The 19,502-nt window shown below is 32.8% G+C and carries 17 protein-coding genes; 12 read left to right on the top strand and 5 right to left on the bottom strand.

The features are described 5' to 3' along the window. Positions 1 to 118 precede the first annotated feature (118 nt). Entirely contained in the window at positions 119 to 688 is a 570-nt protein-coding gene (locus ACSVDA_RS03175; protein WP_485880776.1) for a hypothetical protein, read from the top strand. 192 nt (positions 689 to 880) lie between these two features. Continuing rightward, entirely contained in the window at positions 881 to 1,384 is a 504-nt protein-coding gene (locus tag ACSVDA_RS03170) for a hypothetical protein (RefSeq protein ID WP_485880774.1), read from the top strand. Between the two features lie 200 nt (positions 1,385 to 1,584). Here ACSVDA_RS03170 and ACSVDA_RS03165 read toward each other — a convergent pair whose 3' ends face one another. Beyond that, complete coding sequence (locus ACSVDA_RS03165; RefSeq protein ID WP_485880772.1) at positions 1,585 to 2,487, bottom strand: HEAT repeat domain-containing protein; 903 nt, start codon at positions 2,485 to 2,487, stop codon at positions 1,585 to 1,587. A 502-nt stretch (positions 2,488 to 2,989) separates the two neighbouring features. Between ACSVDA_RS03165 and ACSVDA_RS03160 the strand changes: the two genes are divergently transcribed. Beyond that, positions 2,990 to 3,154, top strand: a complete 165-nt coding sequence (locus ACSVDA_RS03160) for a hypothetical protein (protein ID WP_485880770.1) — start codon at positions 2,990 to 2,992, stop codon at positions 3,152 to 3,154. Positions 3,155 to 3,363: 209 nt separating this feature from the next. After that, the gene (locus ACSVDA_RS03155; RefSeq protein ID WP_485880768.1) at positions 3,364 to 3,888 is read left to right on the top strand and encodes a hypothetical protein; all 525 of its coding nucleotides are present in this window, start codon (positions 3,364 to 3,366) and stop codon (positions 3,886 to 3,888) included. Between the two features lie 312 nt (positions 3,889 to 4,200). On the opposite strand, the gene ACSVDA_RS03150 is transcribed toward ACSVDA_RS03155, so the two are convergent. Both ACSVDA_RS03150 and ACSVDA_RS03145 read right to left on the bottom strand, forming a co-directional pair. Continuing rightward, a complete protein-coding gene (locus ACSVDA_RS03150) occupies positions 4,201 to 4,695 on the bottom strand; it encodes a DUF4064 domain-containing protein (RefSeq protein WP_485880767.1) in 495 nt (164 codons plus the stop codon). A gap of 670 nt (positions 4,696 to 5,365) precedes the next feature. Beyond that, the gene (locus ACSVDA_RS03145; protein ID WP_485880765.1) at positions 5,366 to 5,620 is read right to left on the bottom strand and encodes a hypothetical protein; all 255 of its coding nucleotides are present in this window, start codon (positions 5,618 to 5,620) and stop codon (positions 5,366 to 5,368) included. 661 nt (positions 5,621 to 6,281) lie between these two features. On the opposite strand from ACSVDA_RS03145, the gene ACSVDA_RS03140 reads away from it, so the two are divergent. The 6 genes from ACSVDA_RS03140 (at position 6,282) to ACSVDA_RS03115 (ending at position 14,600) form a co-directional block, all read left to right on the top strand. Beyond that, a complete protein-coding gene (locus ACSVDA_RS03140; RefSeq protein ID WP_485880763.1) occupies positions 6,282 to 8,918 on the top strand; it encodes a winged helix-turn-helix domain-containing protein in 2,637 nt (878 codons plus the stop codon). Between the two features lie 404 nt (positions 8,919 to 9,322). Then, entirely contained in the window at positions 9,323 to 10,018 is a 696-nt protein-coding gene (locus tag ACSVDA_RS03135; RefSeq protein WP_485880761.1) for a DUF4386 domain-containing protein, read from the top strand. A 283-nt stretch (positions 10,019 to 10,301) separates the two neighbouring features. Beyond that, positions 10,302 to 11,255 carry an NAD(P)-dependent alcohol dehydrogenase gene (locus ACSVDA_RS03130; protein ID WP_485880896.1) on the top strand — a complete coding sequence of 318 codons (954 nt, stop codon included), beginning with the start codon at positions 10,302 to 10,304 and terminating at the stop codon, positions 11,253 to 11,255. A gap of 609 nt (positions 11,256 to 11,864) precedes the next feature. Beyond that, positions 11,865 to 12,554: an ABC transporter ATP-binding protein gene (locus ACSVDA_RS03125; protein WP_485880759.1), complete on the top strand. Its 690-nt coding sequence runs from the start codon at positions 11,865 to 11,867 to the stop codon at positions 12,552 to 12,554. Further along, positions 12,551 to 13,384 (top strand): hypothetical protein, encoded by an 834-nt coding sequence (locus ACSVDA_RS03120; RefSeq protein WP_485880758.1) that lies wholly within the window; start codon positions 12,551 to 12,553, stop codon positions 13,382 to 13,384. Before ACSVDA_RS03125 ends, ACSVDA_RS03120 begins: the two co-directional genes overlap by 4 nt. A 16-nt stretch (positions 13,385 to 13,400) precedes the next feature. Further along, on the top strand, positions 13,401 to 14,600 hold the full coding sequence (locus ACSVDA_RS03115; protein WP_485880756.1) for a hypothetical protein: 1,200 nt from the start codon (positions 13,401 to 13,403) through the stop codon (positions 14,598 to 14,600). Positions 14,601 to 14,792: 192 nt separating this feature from the next. Here the strand turns inward: ACSVDA_RS03115 and pdxR are convergent, their stop codons facing one another. Continuing rightward, positions 14,793 to 16,199 carry a MocR-like pyridoxine biosynthesis transcription factor PdxR gene (gene pdxR / locus ACSVDA_RS03110; protein ID WP_485880754.1) on the bottom strand — a complete coding sequence of 469 codons (1,407 nt, stop codon included), beginning with the start codon at positions 16,197 to 16,199 and terminating at the stop codon, positions 14,793 to 14,795. A gap of 272 nt (positions 16,200 to 16,471) precedes the next feature. On the opposite strand from pdxR, the gene ACSVDA_RS03105 reads away from it, so the two are divergent. Next, entirely contained in the window at positions 16,472 to 17,407 is a 936-nt protein-coding gene (locus ACSVDA_RS03105) for an aldo/keto reductase (RefSeq protein WP_485880752.1), read from the top strand. 147 nt (positions 17,408 to 17,554) lie between these two features. Further along, the gene (locus tag ACSVDA_RS03100) at positions 17,555 to 17,962 is read left to right on the top strand and encodes a hypothetical protein (protein ID WP_485880750.1); all 408 of its coding nucleotides are present in this window, start codon (positions 17,555 to 17,557) and stop codon (positions 17,960 to 17,962) included. 251 nt (positions 17,963 to 18,213) lie between these two features. Here ACSVDA_RS03100 and ACSVDA_RS03095 read toward each other — a convergent pair whose 3' ends face one another. After that, a complete protein-coding gene (locus ACSVDA_RS03095; protein ID WP_485880748.1) occupies positions 18,214 to 19,104 on the bottom strand; it encodes an alpha/beta hydrolase in 891 nt (296 codons plus the stop codon). Positions 19,105 to 19,502: the final 398 nt, after the last annotated feature.

The following is a 19,502-nucleotide window of genomic DNA, read 5'->3' as shown; positions in this document are numbered from 1 at the left end:
TAATTAATTTGGTAATTTGATACATATTTGTGTGTGTCAACTAAACTTCAAGCAACAAATTTACGAAAAGAGCCTTTTAAAAAAATGATTATCTAAACCATATTAGGAGAGAGATTATTTGAAAAATATTAAGCTAAAGAAGGTACTTTTAGCTATTTTAGTCATTTCAATTGGTTTTAATTTATATTTTGTTGGAAATTGGAAACTCAATAGGGATCGGTTGACTAATGCCCAATTTGGAAAAATAGAAGATGGTATTGAATATGCTTATAATTTCGGTGATATATTACAAAGAAAATGGAGTGAGACTTCAACAAGTGAAAAAGTAGAATACTTAACTGCTATGACATGGAGTTTATATTTATCAGTACATATGTTGGAAGTGCTTGAAACTAATAATGAAAATTATATACATTTAGAAAAGCTATTATCAATTTATAGCCACATTCCACTTGACGACATAGGAGTGTTAGTAAAAGCTAGAAGTGTAATTGATGAAGAAGTATTGGGCTTACTACATTCATGGTTAGAAGATATGGAATTTCTAAAGAGGAAAATAAACTTTAGTATTTTATCTAACATGAGCAATAAAGAATTTGAAAGTTACTTTAGAGATTTGTTGAAAAATTTAAAGTATGAAGATGATGAGTTAAATAAAGTCAAAAAAACATTTGAACACATGGAATGAAAATTAGCAGTCAGTAATAGATTCTTAATCTTAGCCTGCTTCAGCTAATAGAAACTCAAATATTTTTTAATCAAAGAGGTCATTTCTTGAATTAGCTTATGTACGTATAGTAGCAATAAGGGGGAGAAAAGGATTAAAAATCTAAAAGTTTTGTGGGGTTGTATTGTTATCCTAATTTTTTTAAGTTTCTATTTGTTGTATCACTTATATGAAAAGAATATCTCACATCAGCGGGATATTGAAAGTGTTGAAGAGAGAATTTTTAGAACTTTCATAAAGAATTTTGGTGCAAAGCAATTGTATGATATTGGTGAAACATTAGAGCTATATAATGAAGATTTTAATGATACAGAACAAGCTTTGTTTACTAATGCACTTAACAAAGACTTCAAAAAAATAAACCAGGATGGAGGCGACCTGGTGTATCTTCAACAAATAGAGGGTATAGATTTACTATATTATGAACATATTTGGCATATTGAGAATTTACTTATTGACATAAGTTCAAGGTCAATATCTAATAATGATATTCATAGCATCGCTGCTATTATGAAAAAGCACAGTGACTCTTTTCGGGAAATATTTTATGAAGAAGGTATTTCACCTGAAGAATTTAACACTGAGGAAAACATAGGTAGAATGACAAATATCTTGGTGCAGTTAAATAAGGATATAGAAATGGTTCTTGATAGATAGTATTTAAAAATAACCCAGTTTTCTCATTGATTGTTGTTATTCTTACTAAAAAGGTGAAAGTCACATAATACCATAGAATACTGCTTCTATTAATAACAAAAGCAGTAAATCCTAAGTGGAAAGTCTAAAAACGACCTGATATTAAACTCAAAAAATAATTTATATTTACGGAAGAGAGCCTATTAGGACCAAATAGAAGGTTAAGTTCTGAAAAAAGGAACATGTTTTTGCAACCATTCTTGTTCCTCTTCAAATAGGTGGTTCCACTTCTTTTTGATATAAACATATAATGATTGAATTTCATTATATTGATCATAGAATGGATGCAAAAACGCTATACCAATCGTAATTTCAGAGGGATAGGATTCCACTACTCTTTGTCGAGAGGCTACTTTTTTTAACCTATTGCAAACAGGGATAATACCTCTTTCATCTCCAATTTCAGCCAAAGTATGAGTTAGTGTTTCTTTTACATATCTTGATTTGCTTTTTTCAAGCAACTCAATAAATAACGGAACTTGTGACTCCCCTCCAAGTTGTGCAAGTGCACCAATACTACACGTTTTAACATCTCCGCTTTTATGATATAGTAACGGTTGAATTAATGGGATTGCTCTTTCGGTTTTGACCCCAGCTATCGCTGCAGTTAGTTCAAATTCGTCTTGTGACGTTTTTAATACTTCTAAAAATATTTCTTCCGTATCGGGCGTTTCACAAATTGTTAGTACCTCAAGTGCTTCAGACCTAATGGTGGAGTATTTGTGCTTCACAAGTGGAACTACATTTGACCCATCATGAATCTTTTCTAAGCGCATTAAATCCATTAATAGAAATGAAAGCACATTACGGTTTTGTTCTTTTAGTAGTTGTTGAAGAAGAAAATTTTCAATCTCCCTATTATTCGTACTTAACGCGAGGTGGGAAAGAATAAAGTATATATTCATTTTTTCACTGTTTGTAATTTTCTTTTCAATTAAGGATTTTAAATAAGGGAAAATAGATAGATCTTTTATCTTTTCTGCTCTTCTAGTTGCACTCCAGGATACAGCATCATTGTCACTATCCATCTTTTTTATCAAAGTTATTAATTCTGTTTCATTCAAAGAAGTCCCACCTTTCATCAAATTACTATTGATGAGTAAATAGTATCTTATCAATCAAGTATTCATATATTAGTTTTAGAGAAAATCTAATGCATAAAATGTTTCCGCACTATCTAACATTACAAAATATATACGTAAGGCTGCCAGACGCTTTGTCATCAAGTTTATATTATATCATGCAAAACTAACATAACTTTAACCCTTTATCCAATTAGAAAAAATTGGGATATGTTAACTGAGTAAAATGAGAGTCATTAAAAGAGCATCAATGAAGATTATTAGCATAGTTGTTGGGAATAAGATATTTTACTCACCTTAATGGATATCTTTTCTTTAAATGAGTGAAACTTTATAAGAAAAACCTACGTCTTCTAATGTAAGAGAAATAATTGGTAGTTATTTGGAATATATGGACTTAGCTCAAGCTAGTTTTCCAATGTTTCTTCTACTAAAAAATGAATACGTGTAAAACATCATTTCGTTATGTGAAGGAGAGTTGAATATGGAGAATAAGAACAATGAAGAGGATGGAGCAAAATCAGATAAGGAGACTATGAAAGAACGTGGTACAGTTTCTATTGAATGGGGAAAATTCTTTAAAGACCTTGATCATACCCTCGAATCAAATGGCTGGAAAGGAAGAAAGCCACAAATGGACGATGAATAAGATAGTTGTATTAAGAAACAAATAAGTCTACACATAGAGTTCATGAATCATTTCATACACATCAATTTTAAAATGTAAGTTGAAAAGGCAACAAAGCTTATGAAAAGAGCCATTAATAAACATACAGTGCACTGAAACAATGGTTTGAACCAACGTAATACTAGTTATAATACTAAATTACTTACTTAAAAAAAGTTAGGTGATTTCTTATGAAAAAGGTATTATCTTCTGTATTAATAATTTCTATAGTCATAATAATGACAGGTTGTAACGTATTGGATAATACAAATACACCATTAGATGATGCTAAGTCCGATGATTTAAATAGTAATAAGCAGCCCGTTAAGTTAGCAGAATTCACAACATCTGAAAGTAAAGACCTTTTAACAGAATTGATCGAATTTGATAATAACAATGGATATATAGTTTTAATAAAAGATGCTAATTCAGTACAATTAGTTGTAGATGTTTATAACTTAGAAAAAGGAAAATACACGGTTGCAATAGTAGACAATCATGGCAATGGAGTCTTGGTTGGAGAAGGTAATGTAAGTATGAACTATGGACAATTAATAGATGAAGTAACTTTTACACCTAGTAATTCAAATAAGTTACTTTTGTGGACTGTCCATCCTACAAGGTTATTTGAGAACGATGAACCTATGAATTTAGTAATTAAAAACTCTAATGGTGAAGAAATAATTAATGAAGAACTTACGATCAAAGGGGAATAACCCCATTCTAATAAGGTCAGGATGAGTGATTTTTAAAATTAGTCATTAAACTAGAGTCGGAAGAAGTTCAAGGTGGAACTTATGCTATATATTACTATTTTTATGGGATTACTTGCTGTCTTATCTTTTATGAAAACAATTCTAAACTAAAATTTTTTGAGGTGATTAAGTACTGAATTCAGTCCTTAGTCACCGTTAGATTCTCATCATAGCTGTAAAATATAACTATTACATACTAACAAAATAACTTCGTACAATAGTACGTTAGATGATCTTCTTTTTTCTCGAGTGGTTTTAATTCTCCCTTAATACTCATTGCTTGAAGGGAGAGGTATTCTCGCCTTCTAATCTTATGGTTTCTTCTAATACATATGTTTGCTTACGTTTTCGTACTATGCTCATCATTCCTGCAATTAAGAATAGCAGAGCTGTTAAATAACCTAGGATTTCATTCAATAAAGATGCTACTAATGTTATGAAGGTAATTGGTACCGCAGCAATAATTAACGACGTTCCAGCTAGTAGTGGCTTCTTATTTCCTCTCAGGCTAAAGACGGCAATTAAACCTAACATCAGACTAATAAAACCCGCTACCATAACGAGCCATGCTGTACTAGCCATGCTTTCAATAAAATCAGTTATATTGGATACTGCCACATCAGGATAATCTAAAGCTAGCTCATCCTCCAATTCACTTAAAAATTCTTCGTTTTTTAAATAATATATCATTCCAGCTCCAATAATAGCTATTATTGCACTTAAGATGGATGCTATCCCTGAAATAATAATTTCTCCTGTTCTCTTCAAAGTAACATCTCCCTTTCTACGGTGATTATGTGAATATATTAACATGATTATGTTGATTTATCATAGTTTGTAAAATATGATAAAATCAATAGTTGGAATATTAAGATTATTACTATGGCGGAGAATACTATATTGACCTTATATTGGAGTTTGTCTGAATATGATGATTCGTTTTAATACTAATGTAGAAATTGAATTTCTCTTAATGTGGGAAAAAAAGTTTTAAAAGATAGCGTTTAGCACAGTATATTGTTCTCCAAGATGAATATTTGACCCGTATACATAGTGATTTGATCCATATAACTGAGGATTTAACCCGTAAAGGTGTTACATGCTTGTTCCTTAATATGTATTCAAATATAGGATTTATATAACATTCTTCCGTTAATTCCTATACAAGTGGAACTAGATCAGCGAATGCTACTTGAAGTCTTTTGTTGGAAATATACTCTAATATAAAAAGTGGTAATTAAGTAATGGATAAGGGATTATGGCCCTTATCGTAAACTGTATAAAAATGTAATGAATTTGCATGGTTAGATAGGTGCTTTGCCTTACTACCATTGTTAATGAAGAAAAAATACTACGGTCAGAGTTGAATCTGTGCTGAGTGAATTTTTACTATTTACATATGAGGTCATATTGATTGTTGAAAGTATGATGAAATATTTTAGCTTTTTAACAAAACAATGACTAGTATTACTATTCCACCTAAAATAAGTATTGAAATAGGGAGAAGTATAACAAGAGATAATGGCCAACTCCAACTTTGAATTTCTGCAACAATAAATAATATGATTCCAATACCAATCAGTATCTTCCCAGGCATGGAACGATTTTTAGGAGGTAATTCTTTAGTTATCCACCAAGCGAAAACAACAATGAAAAAGGGTACTCCAATAAAGAATAAACTTTGTACCAACATTATTTTTTTCTACTCCTTTACATTATCCTTTTAACAAATTTCTCTTTACCATATCATTAGCATACATGATATATTGCCGTGATTTTTCATTAATAACTCTAGCTACTAATAATACTAGATAATTATTAATATATATATGAAGAATTTCTTAAGGTTTCTAAACCTATAATTTTTACACGGTTTATGTGGCAACTAACATTAATCCATCATGATTATTGAGTCGATAGTTTTTGTTTTAGCAATGAATAAGTGGGGAGTTAGGAGCACGATCAATCGATTATGCTATTGTTACGAAATTTGAACCGACACATGCAGTTTTAAACGTTTGTCATCGGATTAGAAAATAACAGATGCCGCAAACTTTAGTTGTGTATATGTTTATATTTATATCTTTTAAGGAAAACAACAATTAATACGAAATAACCATATAATAAACTAAGCTGCCAATATGGAAATAATGCCAAAGTTAACATGAATATATAGATTAGAATTTATTTTGTAAAGCCGATTTCTAGGGTGTTACCCCTGATCATATATAGTAGAGTCTCTATATGATTAACAGATATTTAAGTTTGTTTTGCTTATAAGATTTTCACTACTATATTTAACAGCTTTGGAAAGATAAAACCTAAACAAGTGTGATAATAGAAGGGAGATAATAATGACTAATTCCATCTTATCTACGAAACTCAATATCCCAATAATGAGGCGAGAGTTAGTTGTACGAAACCGTTTAATTAAGCAGCTAAACGATGGGATGTACCGGCATTTGACTCTCATATCAGCTCATGCAGGTTTTGGGAAAACGACATTAGTGAGCGAATGGCTTGCCAACTGTAATTGTGCTGTAGCTTGGCTGTCGCTAGAAGAGGGAGATAATAACCCTCACTCTTTTATCTCTTATATTATTGCAGCATTACAGACAATAGAGGAAGATCTAGGTGATGAACTTTTGAGTTTACTCCGATCTCCCCAGCCACCCAAATTGGAAGATATCTTAACTTCTCTTCTTAATGAAATCACTTCAATTCCATATAACTTTATTCTCGTACTTGATGACTATCATACGATCCATACACAACCTATAAACGATGTCATGACATTCTTTTTAGAAAATATGCCTCCACAGATGCATTTAGTAATTACAACTCGTGAAGACCCTAAACTTCCTTTGGCACGTTTACGAGCAAGAGATCAGCTGACGGAAATACGCAACTCAGACTTACGCTTTACTAGCTCTGAAGCTGCTAGCTTCCTTAATCAAGTGATGAATTTGAAGCTGTCAAATTACAATATCGATAACCTAGTAACTAAAACGGAGGGATGGATTACTGGCCTTCAATTGGCTGGGATTTCAATGGGCGGACATGATGACCCATCAAGCTTTATAAAATCATTTACAGGAAATCACTCTTTTATAGTTGACTATTTAGTAGAAGAAGTCCTTAAACAACAGTCAGTATATATCCAGAATTTTTTATTGCAAACATCAATTTTAGATCGTTTATGTGGCTCATTATGTGATGCAATAATGCAAGATACATTTCTTAAAGGGCAGCAATCACTTGAGTTTATAGAAAAATCGAATCTGTTTATTATTCCTTTGGATAATGAGCGTCGCTGGTATCGGTATCACCATCTTTTTGCAGAGTTGTTAAAACAAAAATTGTTGCATAGCAGTGATGATACCTTAGTGAGCAGTAGTATAGATATTGCGCAATTACATATACGCGCAAGTATTTGGTATGAAAAAAACAACTACGAAATTGAGGCATTTCAGCATGCTACAGCTGCTGGTGATGTAGAACGAGCTGAACGTATATTGTTGGGGAATGGGATCCCTCTTCACTTTCGTGGAGCTGTTGTCCCTGTAATGAAATGGCTTGAAACATTAACAACAGACACATTGGATGCTCATCCTACATTATGGGTTATATATGCTTCAGTACTCTCTATGTCTGCTCAATATAACGAGGTTGAACCAAAACTACTCGCTGCTGAAAGAGCCTTGTATGGACTTGAGAAAAATATGAAAACTCGGAACCTTGTAGGGCATATTGCTGCCATACGTGCACTGCTGGCTACAGCACAAAATAATGTAGACGTAATAATTTCCGAATCTCTTATTGCACTAGAGAACCTAAGCCCAAGTAACTTAGCGGTTCGAACTGCAACTACTTGGAAGCTAGGTGTAGCCTACGAACTACAAGGAGACAACAAAAAAGCGAAACAAGCATATTCAGAAGCTATTGCTACTAGTAATGCGTCAGGTAATAAAATAATTGCAATATTATCCACAGTTGCGCTAGGAAACTTACAAGTAAAAGAGAACCTGCTCATGCAAGCATGTAAAACATACGAGCAAGCGCTAAAAATGAAAGATGATACGCCGTCATCATATTCGTATCATGTATATATTGGTTTAGCTCGTATTTATTACGAATGGAACGATTTAGATGTAGCCATTGAATATATAGAGAAAAGTAAACATCTAGCGAAATATATAGAAAATTATAATCAAATCATTACGTGTAACCTACTCTATGTCCAAACATTACTTGCGAAAAAAGACCTTGATGTCGCAACTAATATCTTAAATGAAATAAAGCAGTATGTTTTTCAGTATGACTTAGAAGATCGAATGTCAGAAGTCTGTGAGACAGAGGTACTTTTATTGTTAAATCAGGGAAATGTTCATGCTGCACGTAACTTAGCCGAAACGTACAAACTCCCACATAGTCAGGCAAGAGTATATCTTTCTCAAGGAGACATCGCTAAAGCTCAGCATGAGTTAAACACTTACTACCAAAAGGTAAAGCAAAATGGCATGAGAGAGAAAATGTTGAAGGTAAAGATTTTACAGGCAGTAGTTTCTTATATAGATGGTGAAACAGACGATGCATTGCAATTGTTAACAGACTATCTATTAGAAGCAAGCTCTGGTCGTTTTGTTCGAACTTTTCTTGATGAAGGGGAGCATATGGAACGATTATTGACCAAAGCATATGCTAATGGGATTATGCCAGAGTATATAGACCTTTTACTACAAGCATTTAAACTTGATTATGTAGCACAACAAAATATGACTCAATCCCAGGTCCAATTTGATGCTTTGAGCGAACGTGAGCTTGAGGTTTTACAGCTAATAGGTCAGGGGTTTTCAAACAAAGAAATTAGTAAAAAACTATTTATTGCATTAGACACTGTTAAAGGACATAATCGAAGGATTTTTGAAAAGCTTCAAGTTAGAAGGCGCACTGAGGCTGTAGCCAAAGCACGTGAGATGGGGTTACTGTAAAATCCTTCAGCTTCGGCATAATGAGCTTCCATAATTTCCTACAGTTCAGCATAGTTCGTAAATTGTTTGATTAGCTTACACCTACATGTTGAAAAACAACACTAAAGTGTCTATAGGTTTATAAAAAATGGGAGTAAAATAAAATACAGGCTTCAAAGACGCTGCTATAAATAACTAAGTAAAAAGTTCATAAGGAAGATAACATTATTATTTTGAAGTTATGGGGAAATTATAAATTACCAACCTTAGTTCCCAAAAAGGAACTAATAGAACTAATGAAGAGGCTATTTGTAGGTTTTTCATAACCTAGACAGCCAGTGGTCGGTATTGTATTCTCTGGAGTCGTTAAATGAGTAGGTAAAAATAATAGCTAATTTAACAAAAGATGAAAGGGGAACAAATTAATGAAAGCATACAGAATGACTGCACTGATCGTAGGTGTCCTCTACATTATCGGAACATCATCAGGGATTTTAAGTAAGATAGTTACCAGGGATCTACTTGCTGGGGAGGATTTTTTAAGCAAAATTGCTGCCAATCCTTATCAGCTTAACCTAGGTGCATTTTTTATTCTCATGATGGGGCTTTCTCTAGCGGCGATGCCTGTTTTCTTATATCCACTCTTCAAAAAAAAGAATGAAGCCCTGGCACTAGGGATGGTCGTATTCCGAGGGCCATTAGAGGGAAGTGTATATATCCTAGCGGTAGTAAGCTGGCTATTGTTAGGCGTGTTTAGTAAAGAATTCACGGCGGCTGGAGCAGAGGCGGCATCTTTACAGGTGATTGGTAATGTCCTGCTTCAGGCAAATGACATCTTGAGTCCCGTTACGACTATTGTTTTTATCATCGGGGCAATGCTGCTGTACACTCTTTTCTATCTCACCCAACTTATCCCTCGTTGGTTGTCTGTCTGGGGTTTGATCGGAGCGGTTATCTATCTGGCTGTCGACTTATTAAAGTTATTTGGACTAAACCTTAGCTTAGAAATGTTGTATGTTCCGTTGGGTGTACAAGAGATGGTAATGGCACTTTGGTTGATTATCAAGGGATTCAATCTAGCCGCACTTGATGAGTTGCTGACTGCTAAGCACAGCAAATAAACGCCAATTATCATTTCAAACGCACAGTAGGTAATATATGAAAAGCTTGACGTGAGATTATTTAGACCTAATTACTATAAATAAGATTCTTTTCGAAATTTGTTGCTCTTTCACTAAAACTCGATTAACTGAGATGTACTATATGTTTTTTAGTCTTTAGAGAAAAGAAGCTACCGAACGTGTATATTTTTTTAAAACGAAAACAGCCTATTACAAAAAGCATGATCTGAACGGAAGAAATAGGTTGATAAGTAGTTATGATAATTGTAAGGAGGAGATATCTATAAAAGCGATTACATGCATTAAATATGGTCCACCTGAAGTCCTTCAGCTTAAAGAAGTGGAAAAACCCATTCCAAAAAACAATGAAGTACTCGTAAAAATACACGCAACTGCAGTAACTGCAAGTGACTGTGTAATTAGAGGCTTTAACATGCCTGGCAACCCTAGCTTCCCTAAAAAGCAAATCATGGAACTGATGATGAGAATATTCCTTGGGTTTTCGAAACCAAGAAATCCTATAATTGGACTCGTATTCTCAGGGGTCGTAGAATCAGTAGGTAATGATGTTGAGCTATTCAACAAAGGTGACCAAGTGTATGGATTTACAGGTAATAGCCGTGGAACATATGCTGAATACAAATGTGTATCTGCGAAAGAAATTGAGCAAGGGGAATTGGCGCTTAAACCGAAAAATATAAGTCATAAAGAAGCGGCAGCGATAGTGTATGGTGGTGCTCTCGCAATGCACTTCATGCAAGATGGTGATATCCAAGACGGGAAGAAAGTGCTTATTTATGGCGCTTCGGGAGCAATAGGGACGACCGCGGTACAACTAGCAAAACAATTAGGTGCTGAAGTCACTGCGGTATGCAGTTCAACAAATAGAGAATTAGTGAAATCTCTAGGTGCAGACAAAGTAATAGATTACACTAAAGAGGATTCATTAAATCAATTAGAACGTTATGATTTTATCCTTGATGCTGTTGGAAAAAACAAAAGCTCGAAACTAAAAAGACAATGTGAAACAGCACTTAGTAATAATGGAAAATACGTGTCAGTAGATGATGGATTTTTAAAGATACATCCACAGTATCTTATTAAACTCAACAAGTTAATTGAAGCAGGACACGTTAAGGCAGTCATAGACAGGAATTATCCATTAGAACAGATTGTTGAAGCTCATAAATACGTAGATCAAGGTCACAAAAAGGGGAATGTAGTCATTACTGTATAATATTTTGGGAATATTGGAGGCTTAATAACCTTACTACCTTAATAACTTAAGCTAGAACTGACCCTTTATAGCAGCTAATTCAATTTTGACTTATGGCACTGTTTTAAAAGCCAGTTGAAAAATTATTAGGAATAAATATGAACATGCTACTTTAAGTGAGCAGGACAATGTCAAGTATACTTTATCAAAATGGCGCCTCCTTCCAAAAGAAGGCGTCTTTTTTATGACATGGAGCAGGTTTATGGAATAAATATATTGCGCATTTTCCATAGTACTATTGTTAATCAAGCTACTCGTTTCCTTTAATTTTTGTATAGCGATATCGTATGATTCCTCTTTTACTATGTCACCCCGTTTCACAGCCCTTAAAATGCCAAGCAATGAACCCTAATAACTAATTATTAGTAAAGACTTAAGAAATTCTTCACTATTATGTATCGAGGTTCTTAAGAATCACTTAGTAATATTAGTATCAAATAAATGGTAGGTTGATATTTTTACAATATTGAAATTTAAGAAGAATTTATCAACCTTCCTGCAATAGATGCATCAAGGTCCTATATATAACGTGGGGTCTGTTATAAGTGAAAATGAATTGGAGGTATCCTTATGATTGAAGTGAATAATGTCATAAAAAAATATGGTAGAAAGTGCGTATTAAAAGATGTTTCTTTTACTGCTAAAAAAGGGGAGGTTACTTGTTTAATTGGTATTAATGGTGTAGGAAAAACTACCATTATGAAATCCATTATGGGCTTAATGCCTATAGATAGTGGTGAAATCCTCATAGATGGTGAAAGGCTCCATAAAGGGAGCTATGAGAAAATTACCTTTATTCCAGATTCAATAACGATGTTACCACATATGAAAATACATGAAGCCTTTACATTCATGGCTGATTTTTACGATTGCTGGAACCAACAACGTGCCATGGAGCTGCTTCAATTCTTTAAATTAAATGAAGCTGACAGAATCTCAGATTTATCGAAAGGAAATACAGCAAAAATGAATCTTCTACTAGGGTTAGCGATGGATGTTGAGTATATCCTAATGGATGAGCCATTTTCAGGTATTGATGTGTTTAGTCGTGAAGAAATTGCAGATGTGTTCACTAGTGAATTAATAAAAGATCGTGGCGTCATCATCACGACACATGAAATAAACGATATTGATCATTTAATAGATAAAGTTGTTTTACTAGAGAAAGGTGAAGTTTTAAAAGAGTTCGATACAGAAGAAGTCAGAAAGAGCCATGGGAAATCAATCATCGATGTGATGAGAGAGGTGTATAGAGTATGAAGCGTTATATGAAGTTAATAGATTTTGAGTTTAATCGTTTTATAAAATTATATGTTGTATTAATGGGGCTGACGTTCTTTTCACAAATGGTCGGAGTCATTTTTCAATCAAGAAGGTATGTAAATCGAGCTAATGAACAAATATATGGAAATTTTATTCCGAAGGATGTGTTTTTGCAAGAGAATGGAACGATGTCTTTTCTAAATATTTCAGAAACGCTATTTTTTAAGGCACCAATATTATTTGCTATCGTAACGTTAATACTTTGTGTGTTTTTTATATGGTACCGTGATTGGTTCGGTAAAAATACATTTAGTTATCGTTTATTAGCGTTACCAACTGCACGTATTAACCTTTATTTAGCAAAGGCGACAACGATTTTACTACTAATATTAGGTCTAGTAGCATTCCAGTTATTATTGTTACTCGTTGAAGGTCAAGTTTTCCAATGGATGGTCCCTCATGAGTTTCGGACCGATTTAACTTTCATTGAAATTACAACTCAAGACACATTACTAAAAAATTTAATTCCAACAACTTTTACTGAATTTCTACTTTATTACGGAAGTGGCATGACATTGGTATTTATTGCTTTTACTGTTATTTTGTTTGAACGATCTTATCATTTAAAAGGGGTGTTCTATGGCATTATCTATAGTGGTTTATGCCTTTTCATTTTGTTGGCTCCTTTATTAATAAATAAACTTGTTTTAAATGATTATTTGTATCTCAAGGAACTATTTTTTGTGGAACTAGGAATTGGAGGAATTATCTTAGTTGGAAGTATTTTGATAGGTCATTTCCTTTTAAAGAAAAAAATTATGGTTTGATAGGAGGCCAAAATTAATGAAACGATTTGGAAAAACAATTTTGCTTTGTATTGCTACAGTAATAATAGTAGGAACTTTTTATATGAAATCTAGTATAGCTGCTACAGATAATAGACTGCTTGAATGGAAAAAAGTAAGTGGAAATGAGGATGCAGTAGAAAATATAGAAATATTGGCAGGCGGTTATACAAAAGAAACGCGTGAATATCACAACTTGCAAATTACAAATAAGAATACAATTAATCGAAATAACACGCCGTCTCTGCTTGAACAATTGTCAGAGAGTTGGATACACCCCATTATTTTGGAATGGAGAGAACAGTACAACAATTTTATGCGTGGTAAAAATTCAATTAACTTAAATCACTATTATGAAGATGATAACGTACTTGTTTATGTTGGTGATATTTGGGATTATCAATCTCGATCTAACATTTCATTTAATATTGATATTCTTAATAAAAAATCTGAAGAAGTTACCTCAATCCAGTTGAAGTTACCAAATAATGAAAGTTATGATTTCCTAGACGTAAGAGAGGTTCAATTAATTAATGGCATAGCTAAGGTCTTTGCAAGTGGTCAGCGGAACGATGGAGGAGAGGATTTAACGGTTTACACGTTTGATATAGATGAGCAAGAGTTCGTAAATAGTGAATTACTACTTTCTACGCCGATTATACCAAGTACTATAAGCAATTTCTATGCAACCATAACGATGATGAATGATTTAAAATCTGTTGAGCCTCAAAAATACCTTCTAATGAAAGCAGATGCTACGATTTATAGTGAAAATGGTGAGGTGGTACAATATGACGATGGTTCAGGTTCAGATCCTAATGAACTTGTCATATACAACATAGAGACGAATCAATCCAAACCATTGACTATACCAGATGATATGTTAATATCTTCTAATTCATCTACAATTGTTGGTTCAATGCTATTCTTCCCATCTCAACAAGAAGATGAATTTGGAGTCATTATGTATGATATAGAAAAGGAAGAATGGGGCGATAAAATAACTTTCGATTTTCTTAATGAACAAACTGGTTATGATATAAAATATCAGTTAATAAATGGAAAAATAAATATACTCCACCCAACAACCAATGGTTATGCCCTTTATGTTAGTGATTTATCCTCAGGGGAATTATTATATGAAGGAGAACTTACAAGTGAAAAGTATGATCAATTGGGTATTCAAAGTTTAAGTTAATGATTTAAAGCAGCCCAATAATGGATTATTTGGGGCTGCTTGTCTTTATTACATTGATGAGAGATTTTATCTTAAAAATGCAAAATAATATTCTTAGTAGAGATTAATGAGCGAAACAGTAATTTCTTAGTTGGAAAACTAAGCGAAAACAACCTCAGTAAAAGATCAAGAAGGGAATGTAATTATATGTATTTAAAGTTTCCACGCACCTTTTAACAATTTGATACCTTCTATAATCTCAGCTTCAGATAAGCCTCCATAACCTAGTATTACTTTAGAATCTTCATGCTTTGTAGATTCGTCGTAATATGTTGTTAAAGGATATACTTTTACACCAACCTCTAGAGCTGAAGTAACTAGCTCTTCCTCTACCATTTCGTTACTAACTTCTAGAATAATATGTAGCCCTGATTTTTCGCCAATGATATTTACTTGATTCCTAAAATCATTAGTAATAGATGTTATTAACGTATGTTGTTTCTTCCGGTATAATGTTCTCATTTTATTTAAGTGACTGTCCCAGTACCCTTCTTTCATAAATCGAAATAATGTATCTTGATGTAACCTTGAAGCTGTTTGTTTATAAATAGAGAAATACTCTTCATACCGTTCTATTAGATGTGGAGGTAATATCATATAACTTATACGAATAGATGGAATTAACGATTTTGAAAAACTTCCTAAATATATTACATTGTCATACTTATCGAGTCCTTGTAATGATGGAATTGGTTTTCCTTTGTATCGAAATTCACCATCATAGTCGTCTTCAATGATATAGGCCTTGTTTTCATGAGCCCATTTTAATAAATCAATCCTGCGTGAGATAGGCATAACCATTCCAAGCGGAAACTGATGGGATGGAGTAACGTAAACAACACTCGCTCCGCTTTGTCTTAGCGCATTCATATTAATTCCGTCTTCATCAACAGGAATTGCAGCTGTCTTATTTATTTGATTTTTTATAACTGCCATTGTTCCATTAAATCCAGGATTTTCGAATGCAAATACATGGTTTATTCCTATTATTGTGCATAATTGACTTATTAATTGCTGTGTGCCAGCTCCAATAACTACTTGGTCCGCGGAACATCTAACGCCTCTGGATGCAAAAAGATGTTTTACGATAACCTCTCGAAGTGATAATTCTCCTTGCGGGTGCCCAAAATTAAAAAGTTCTCCTTGGTCTTCATATAATGACTGGATAGTTAATTTTCTCCATAATGTATATGGGAACTTTTCTAAATCTACTCTTCCGACGTTGAAATCAACTTTAATGTTTGTACTTTCTACTTTTCTATTATTGATTTGTTGTGGGTGAGGGTGATTATGAGATAAAAAGATGCTGTTATCTAAATCCGTTACAAAGTATCCTTTTCTTTGTATGCTTCTTACATAGCCTTCAGCACATAACTGATCATATGAGGCCTGAATGGTGTTAAGGCTAATACCTAGATGTTGTGATAACTTTCGTTTAGACGGGAGTTTCTCTTTTGGTTGAATACTTCCTGCTATGATTTCTTTTTTAATATAATTAGTCAATTGAATATAAATAGGTTTTTCACTCTTAGTATTTAATACGGGTGTTAATTCAATCAATGTGAATTCCTCCATTTATTTCTGGTACCATTCATTTTGTAAAAACTGATACTTTTAATTATATCAATCTATGGTTAAATATGAATAAGAAACGCTAGGATTTAGTTGAACTTAAATTAAAAACAAATGTAAATGATCAAGATGAATTTTTATAACGTACATAGGAATCATTTAACATAAGTTATGGTCAACTAATTATTGTAATTGTGGATGTTATTCAAACTTATGATATGAAGTACAACTTGTTCAATAAAATAGAAGGGGAGTTTGTTATGAAATATAGACCATTAGGTAATACAGGTATTCATGTATCGGAAGCAGGGTTTGGCTCATGGCAACTTGGAAATAGGAAAGATTGGGGAGTAATGAATGATGACCAAGCAATTAGGCTAGTTCATGAAGCTATTAATCAAGGTTGTAATTTCTTTGATACGGCACCGAACTATGGATTAGGAAAAAGTGAAGAGCTGTTAGGAAAAGCATTAGTTGGCAAAAGAGACCAAGTGATTATTAATACAAAATTTGGCTACCATTCGAATAATACTCAAAATTTTGATGTGAACCTATTACGTCAATCAGTCGAAGGAAGCTTAAACCGTCTAAATACTGATTACGTCGATTCGATATTATTGCATAATCCTCCGTTTCAATTTCTTAATGGAGAAAGTCCTCATTATGAATTATTAGAGCGTTTAAAAGAAGAAGGGAAAATTCGTGCATATGGTGCTTCGGTTGATTCAAGTGTTGAATTATTTGAATTACTAGAAACTACAAATAGTCAAGTGGTTGAAGTCATGTATAACATCTTCCATCAGGAGCCTGCTAAAGCATTTCAATTAGCAAAAGATAAAGGTGTTGGCCTTATTATTAAAGTCCCACTAGATTCTGGTTGGCTTTCTGGTAAATATAATGCACAAAGTTCATTTGAAGGTGTGCGTAGTCGTTGGTCGAAAGAACAAATTGAAACAAGAGCAATATTATTGTCTAAGCTACGTTTTCTAACAAACGATGGAACAACGATGGTGCAAGCTGCTTTACGGTTTATTTTAGCTTGTCAGGAAGTTTCGACGGTAATTCCAGGAACGAAAAGTATTCAACAGCTACATGAAAATAATTCAGCTACAGAAAAGGCAATGTCATTAGATATGGTCAAACAAATACAACGGTTTTGGGAAAAGGAATTGGAAAATCAGCCGTTACCATGGTAGACGTTCTCATTTGATAACTTCATATTACTCTTTTAATATGTTTAATAGTTTATCTTTTTGACCCAAGCTATAGTTGAAGAAGTTTGCTTCACCAAATATGTAAATTTAACAAAATCGAAAGAATACTAGGTTGAGGAGAAATGTAACATGGCTGTATGGGAAAGGTGGGTACCAGTTGAAGGGCTTCCTTCAAAAATATATAATTCCTCACTTATAGATAATAAGGAAGGACTGACTTTAACATTTATTGATGAATATAACGAAACAGAAATAACTATGAAATTTGATGTAGGTGTATTATCTTATTCAAATACTGAAGAAGGCTCATTAATTAAAATGCTTTCTTCATTATATAACAATTATGACGAAAGATTTTATAGTGAGTGGTCTCTATTTAAATTAGGTGATTCTGAATATTTAAGTTGGTTTCTTGAAGAAAATGCTGGTTTATACGACACTATTAAAATTAGTCATTACGTATTTCTTACACCAAATGATGTAATAGAAGTTCTGTCAAAATACCCACCTACTATAGCATTAACAAAGCGTGTTTAAGGCTCTTATTCGTAAATATAAAAGATAAAAACTGTCGTTTTATACAAGACAAGGTGCCTCGAATCTTAGTTGTTCACGTGTATATTTCTTCGCACGAAAAACAACAATTAATGCAGAACAGCCTTGTTTAGAGATGTAGGTGGTTTATTTTTTGATAATCTCATATGGTAGCCCAAGTAAAATAGCTTGTTAGGAAATTCTACTATAGAAAAAATTGAGATTAGTTTACCTGACAACTAAGTTAAAACTTATTAATCTATTGATAGCACTTTTCTTTCTAAATAATCATGAATGACAGTGCTCATTAACTTAGGGAACTGCATCCACATATATGCATGCTTAGACCCTTCGATATGCTTAATTTCACTTTCTTCTACTAATGTAGAGAATTTTATCATTATTTCTCTAGCCTTTAAGTTGTGCCACTCATCATCACTCGGTAACATGAGAATAGGACATTTAACTTTCTTATAATACTCTTCAAATTGAAAATCCCAATAGTGCTGAATATATTCCTGTCTTGCAAGTAATGGAAAACAGTTAGTAAAGTATCCGTCTTCAGTTTTTAAGATATTATGTTTAACAAAATTTAAAAAATGTTCGTTCCATATACCTTGCTTTTTAAAGTCATTTATCATTGAATTAACGAAATCATCTATTGTGTTGAAAGTTGGTCTTGTAAAATCTATTAATTCTATACGTCTTTTGTCAATTGTTTCTTTTATTATTTCTTCATTATCATTTATTAAGCCGTAAGGTCCAAATTCATTATATAAAGCCCCTTCACAAATAACTGATTTGACCATGTCCGGATATGATGAAGCAAAGCTTAATGCAATTTCTGCACCTAATGAGCTACCTACAATATGACAGCTCTTTATCTCTAATTCCTTTAATAACAAATACATATCAGCTGCCATATCATCAATATGATAACCTTCTTTTGGAATATCTGATTTCCCATGACCTCTTATGTCTGGAACAATTAAATTAAAATGATTTGTAAAATATGGGATAAGGCTATCCCACATATGGGAATTTCCAGAACTAAAATGTAAAAAAAGAATAGTTTCTTCTCCAGGAATTGAATATCTGACATTGATGGTGACCCTATTCTTTAGCGCAAATAATTGTTCAATCAATTTTACTTCCCTCCTAAGCTGTTTCAATATTCCTTTAATCAGAGTAAATACTTTAGACTTTCTAATTCAAAATTGATTATAACAAAGCAACTCTGACATATACTTGTCAGAGTTGTTAATGTTTTTTTACTTAGGCACTTTTCGTAAACTTTGTTGTTAGTTATTAAATTATTAAAGTAAAAAAGAAGTCTTTATAGGATGAAAAATACATAATTAGTTCAATATTGAAAATACATCAAATTTTTTTGATATTTACCTTGCAAAATGTTCTCGTGTGGGATATAGTATTAATTAATCAAATAAATTTGATTTATAAATGTAGAAATATTAAGCAAGATACGAATGCATTTACATTTTATGAACAATTTAAACACTTGAGGTTTGTGTAACAATTTTAT

This window comes from Cytobacillus sp. Hm23 (assembly GCF_051842895.1).
In the GTDB taxonomy this organism is placed as follows: Bacteria; Bacillota; Bacilli; order Bacillales; family SM2101; genus Nanhaiella.
The sequence above is the reverse complement of the archived record's forward strand: the minus strand, read 5'-3'. Positions and strand labels throughout refer to the sequence as shown.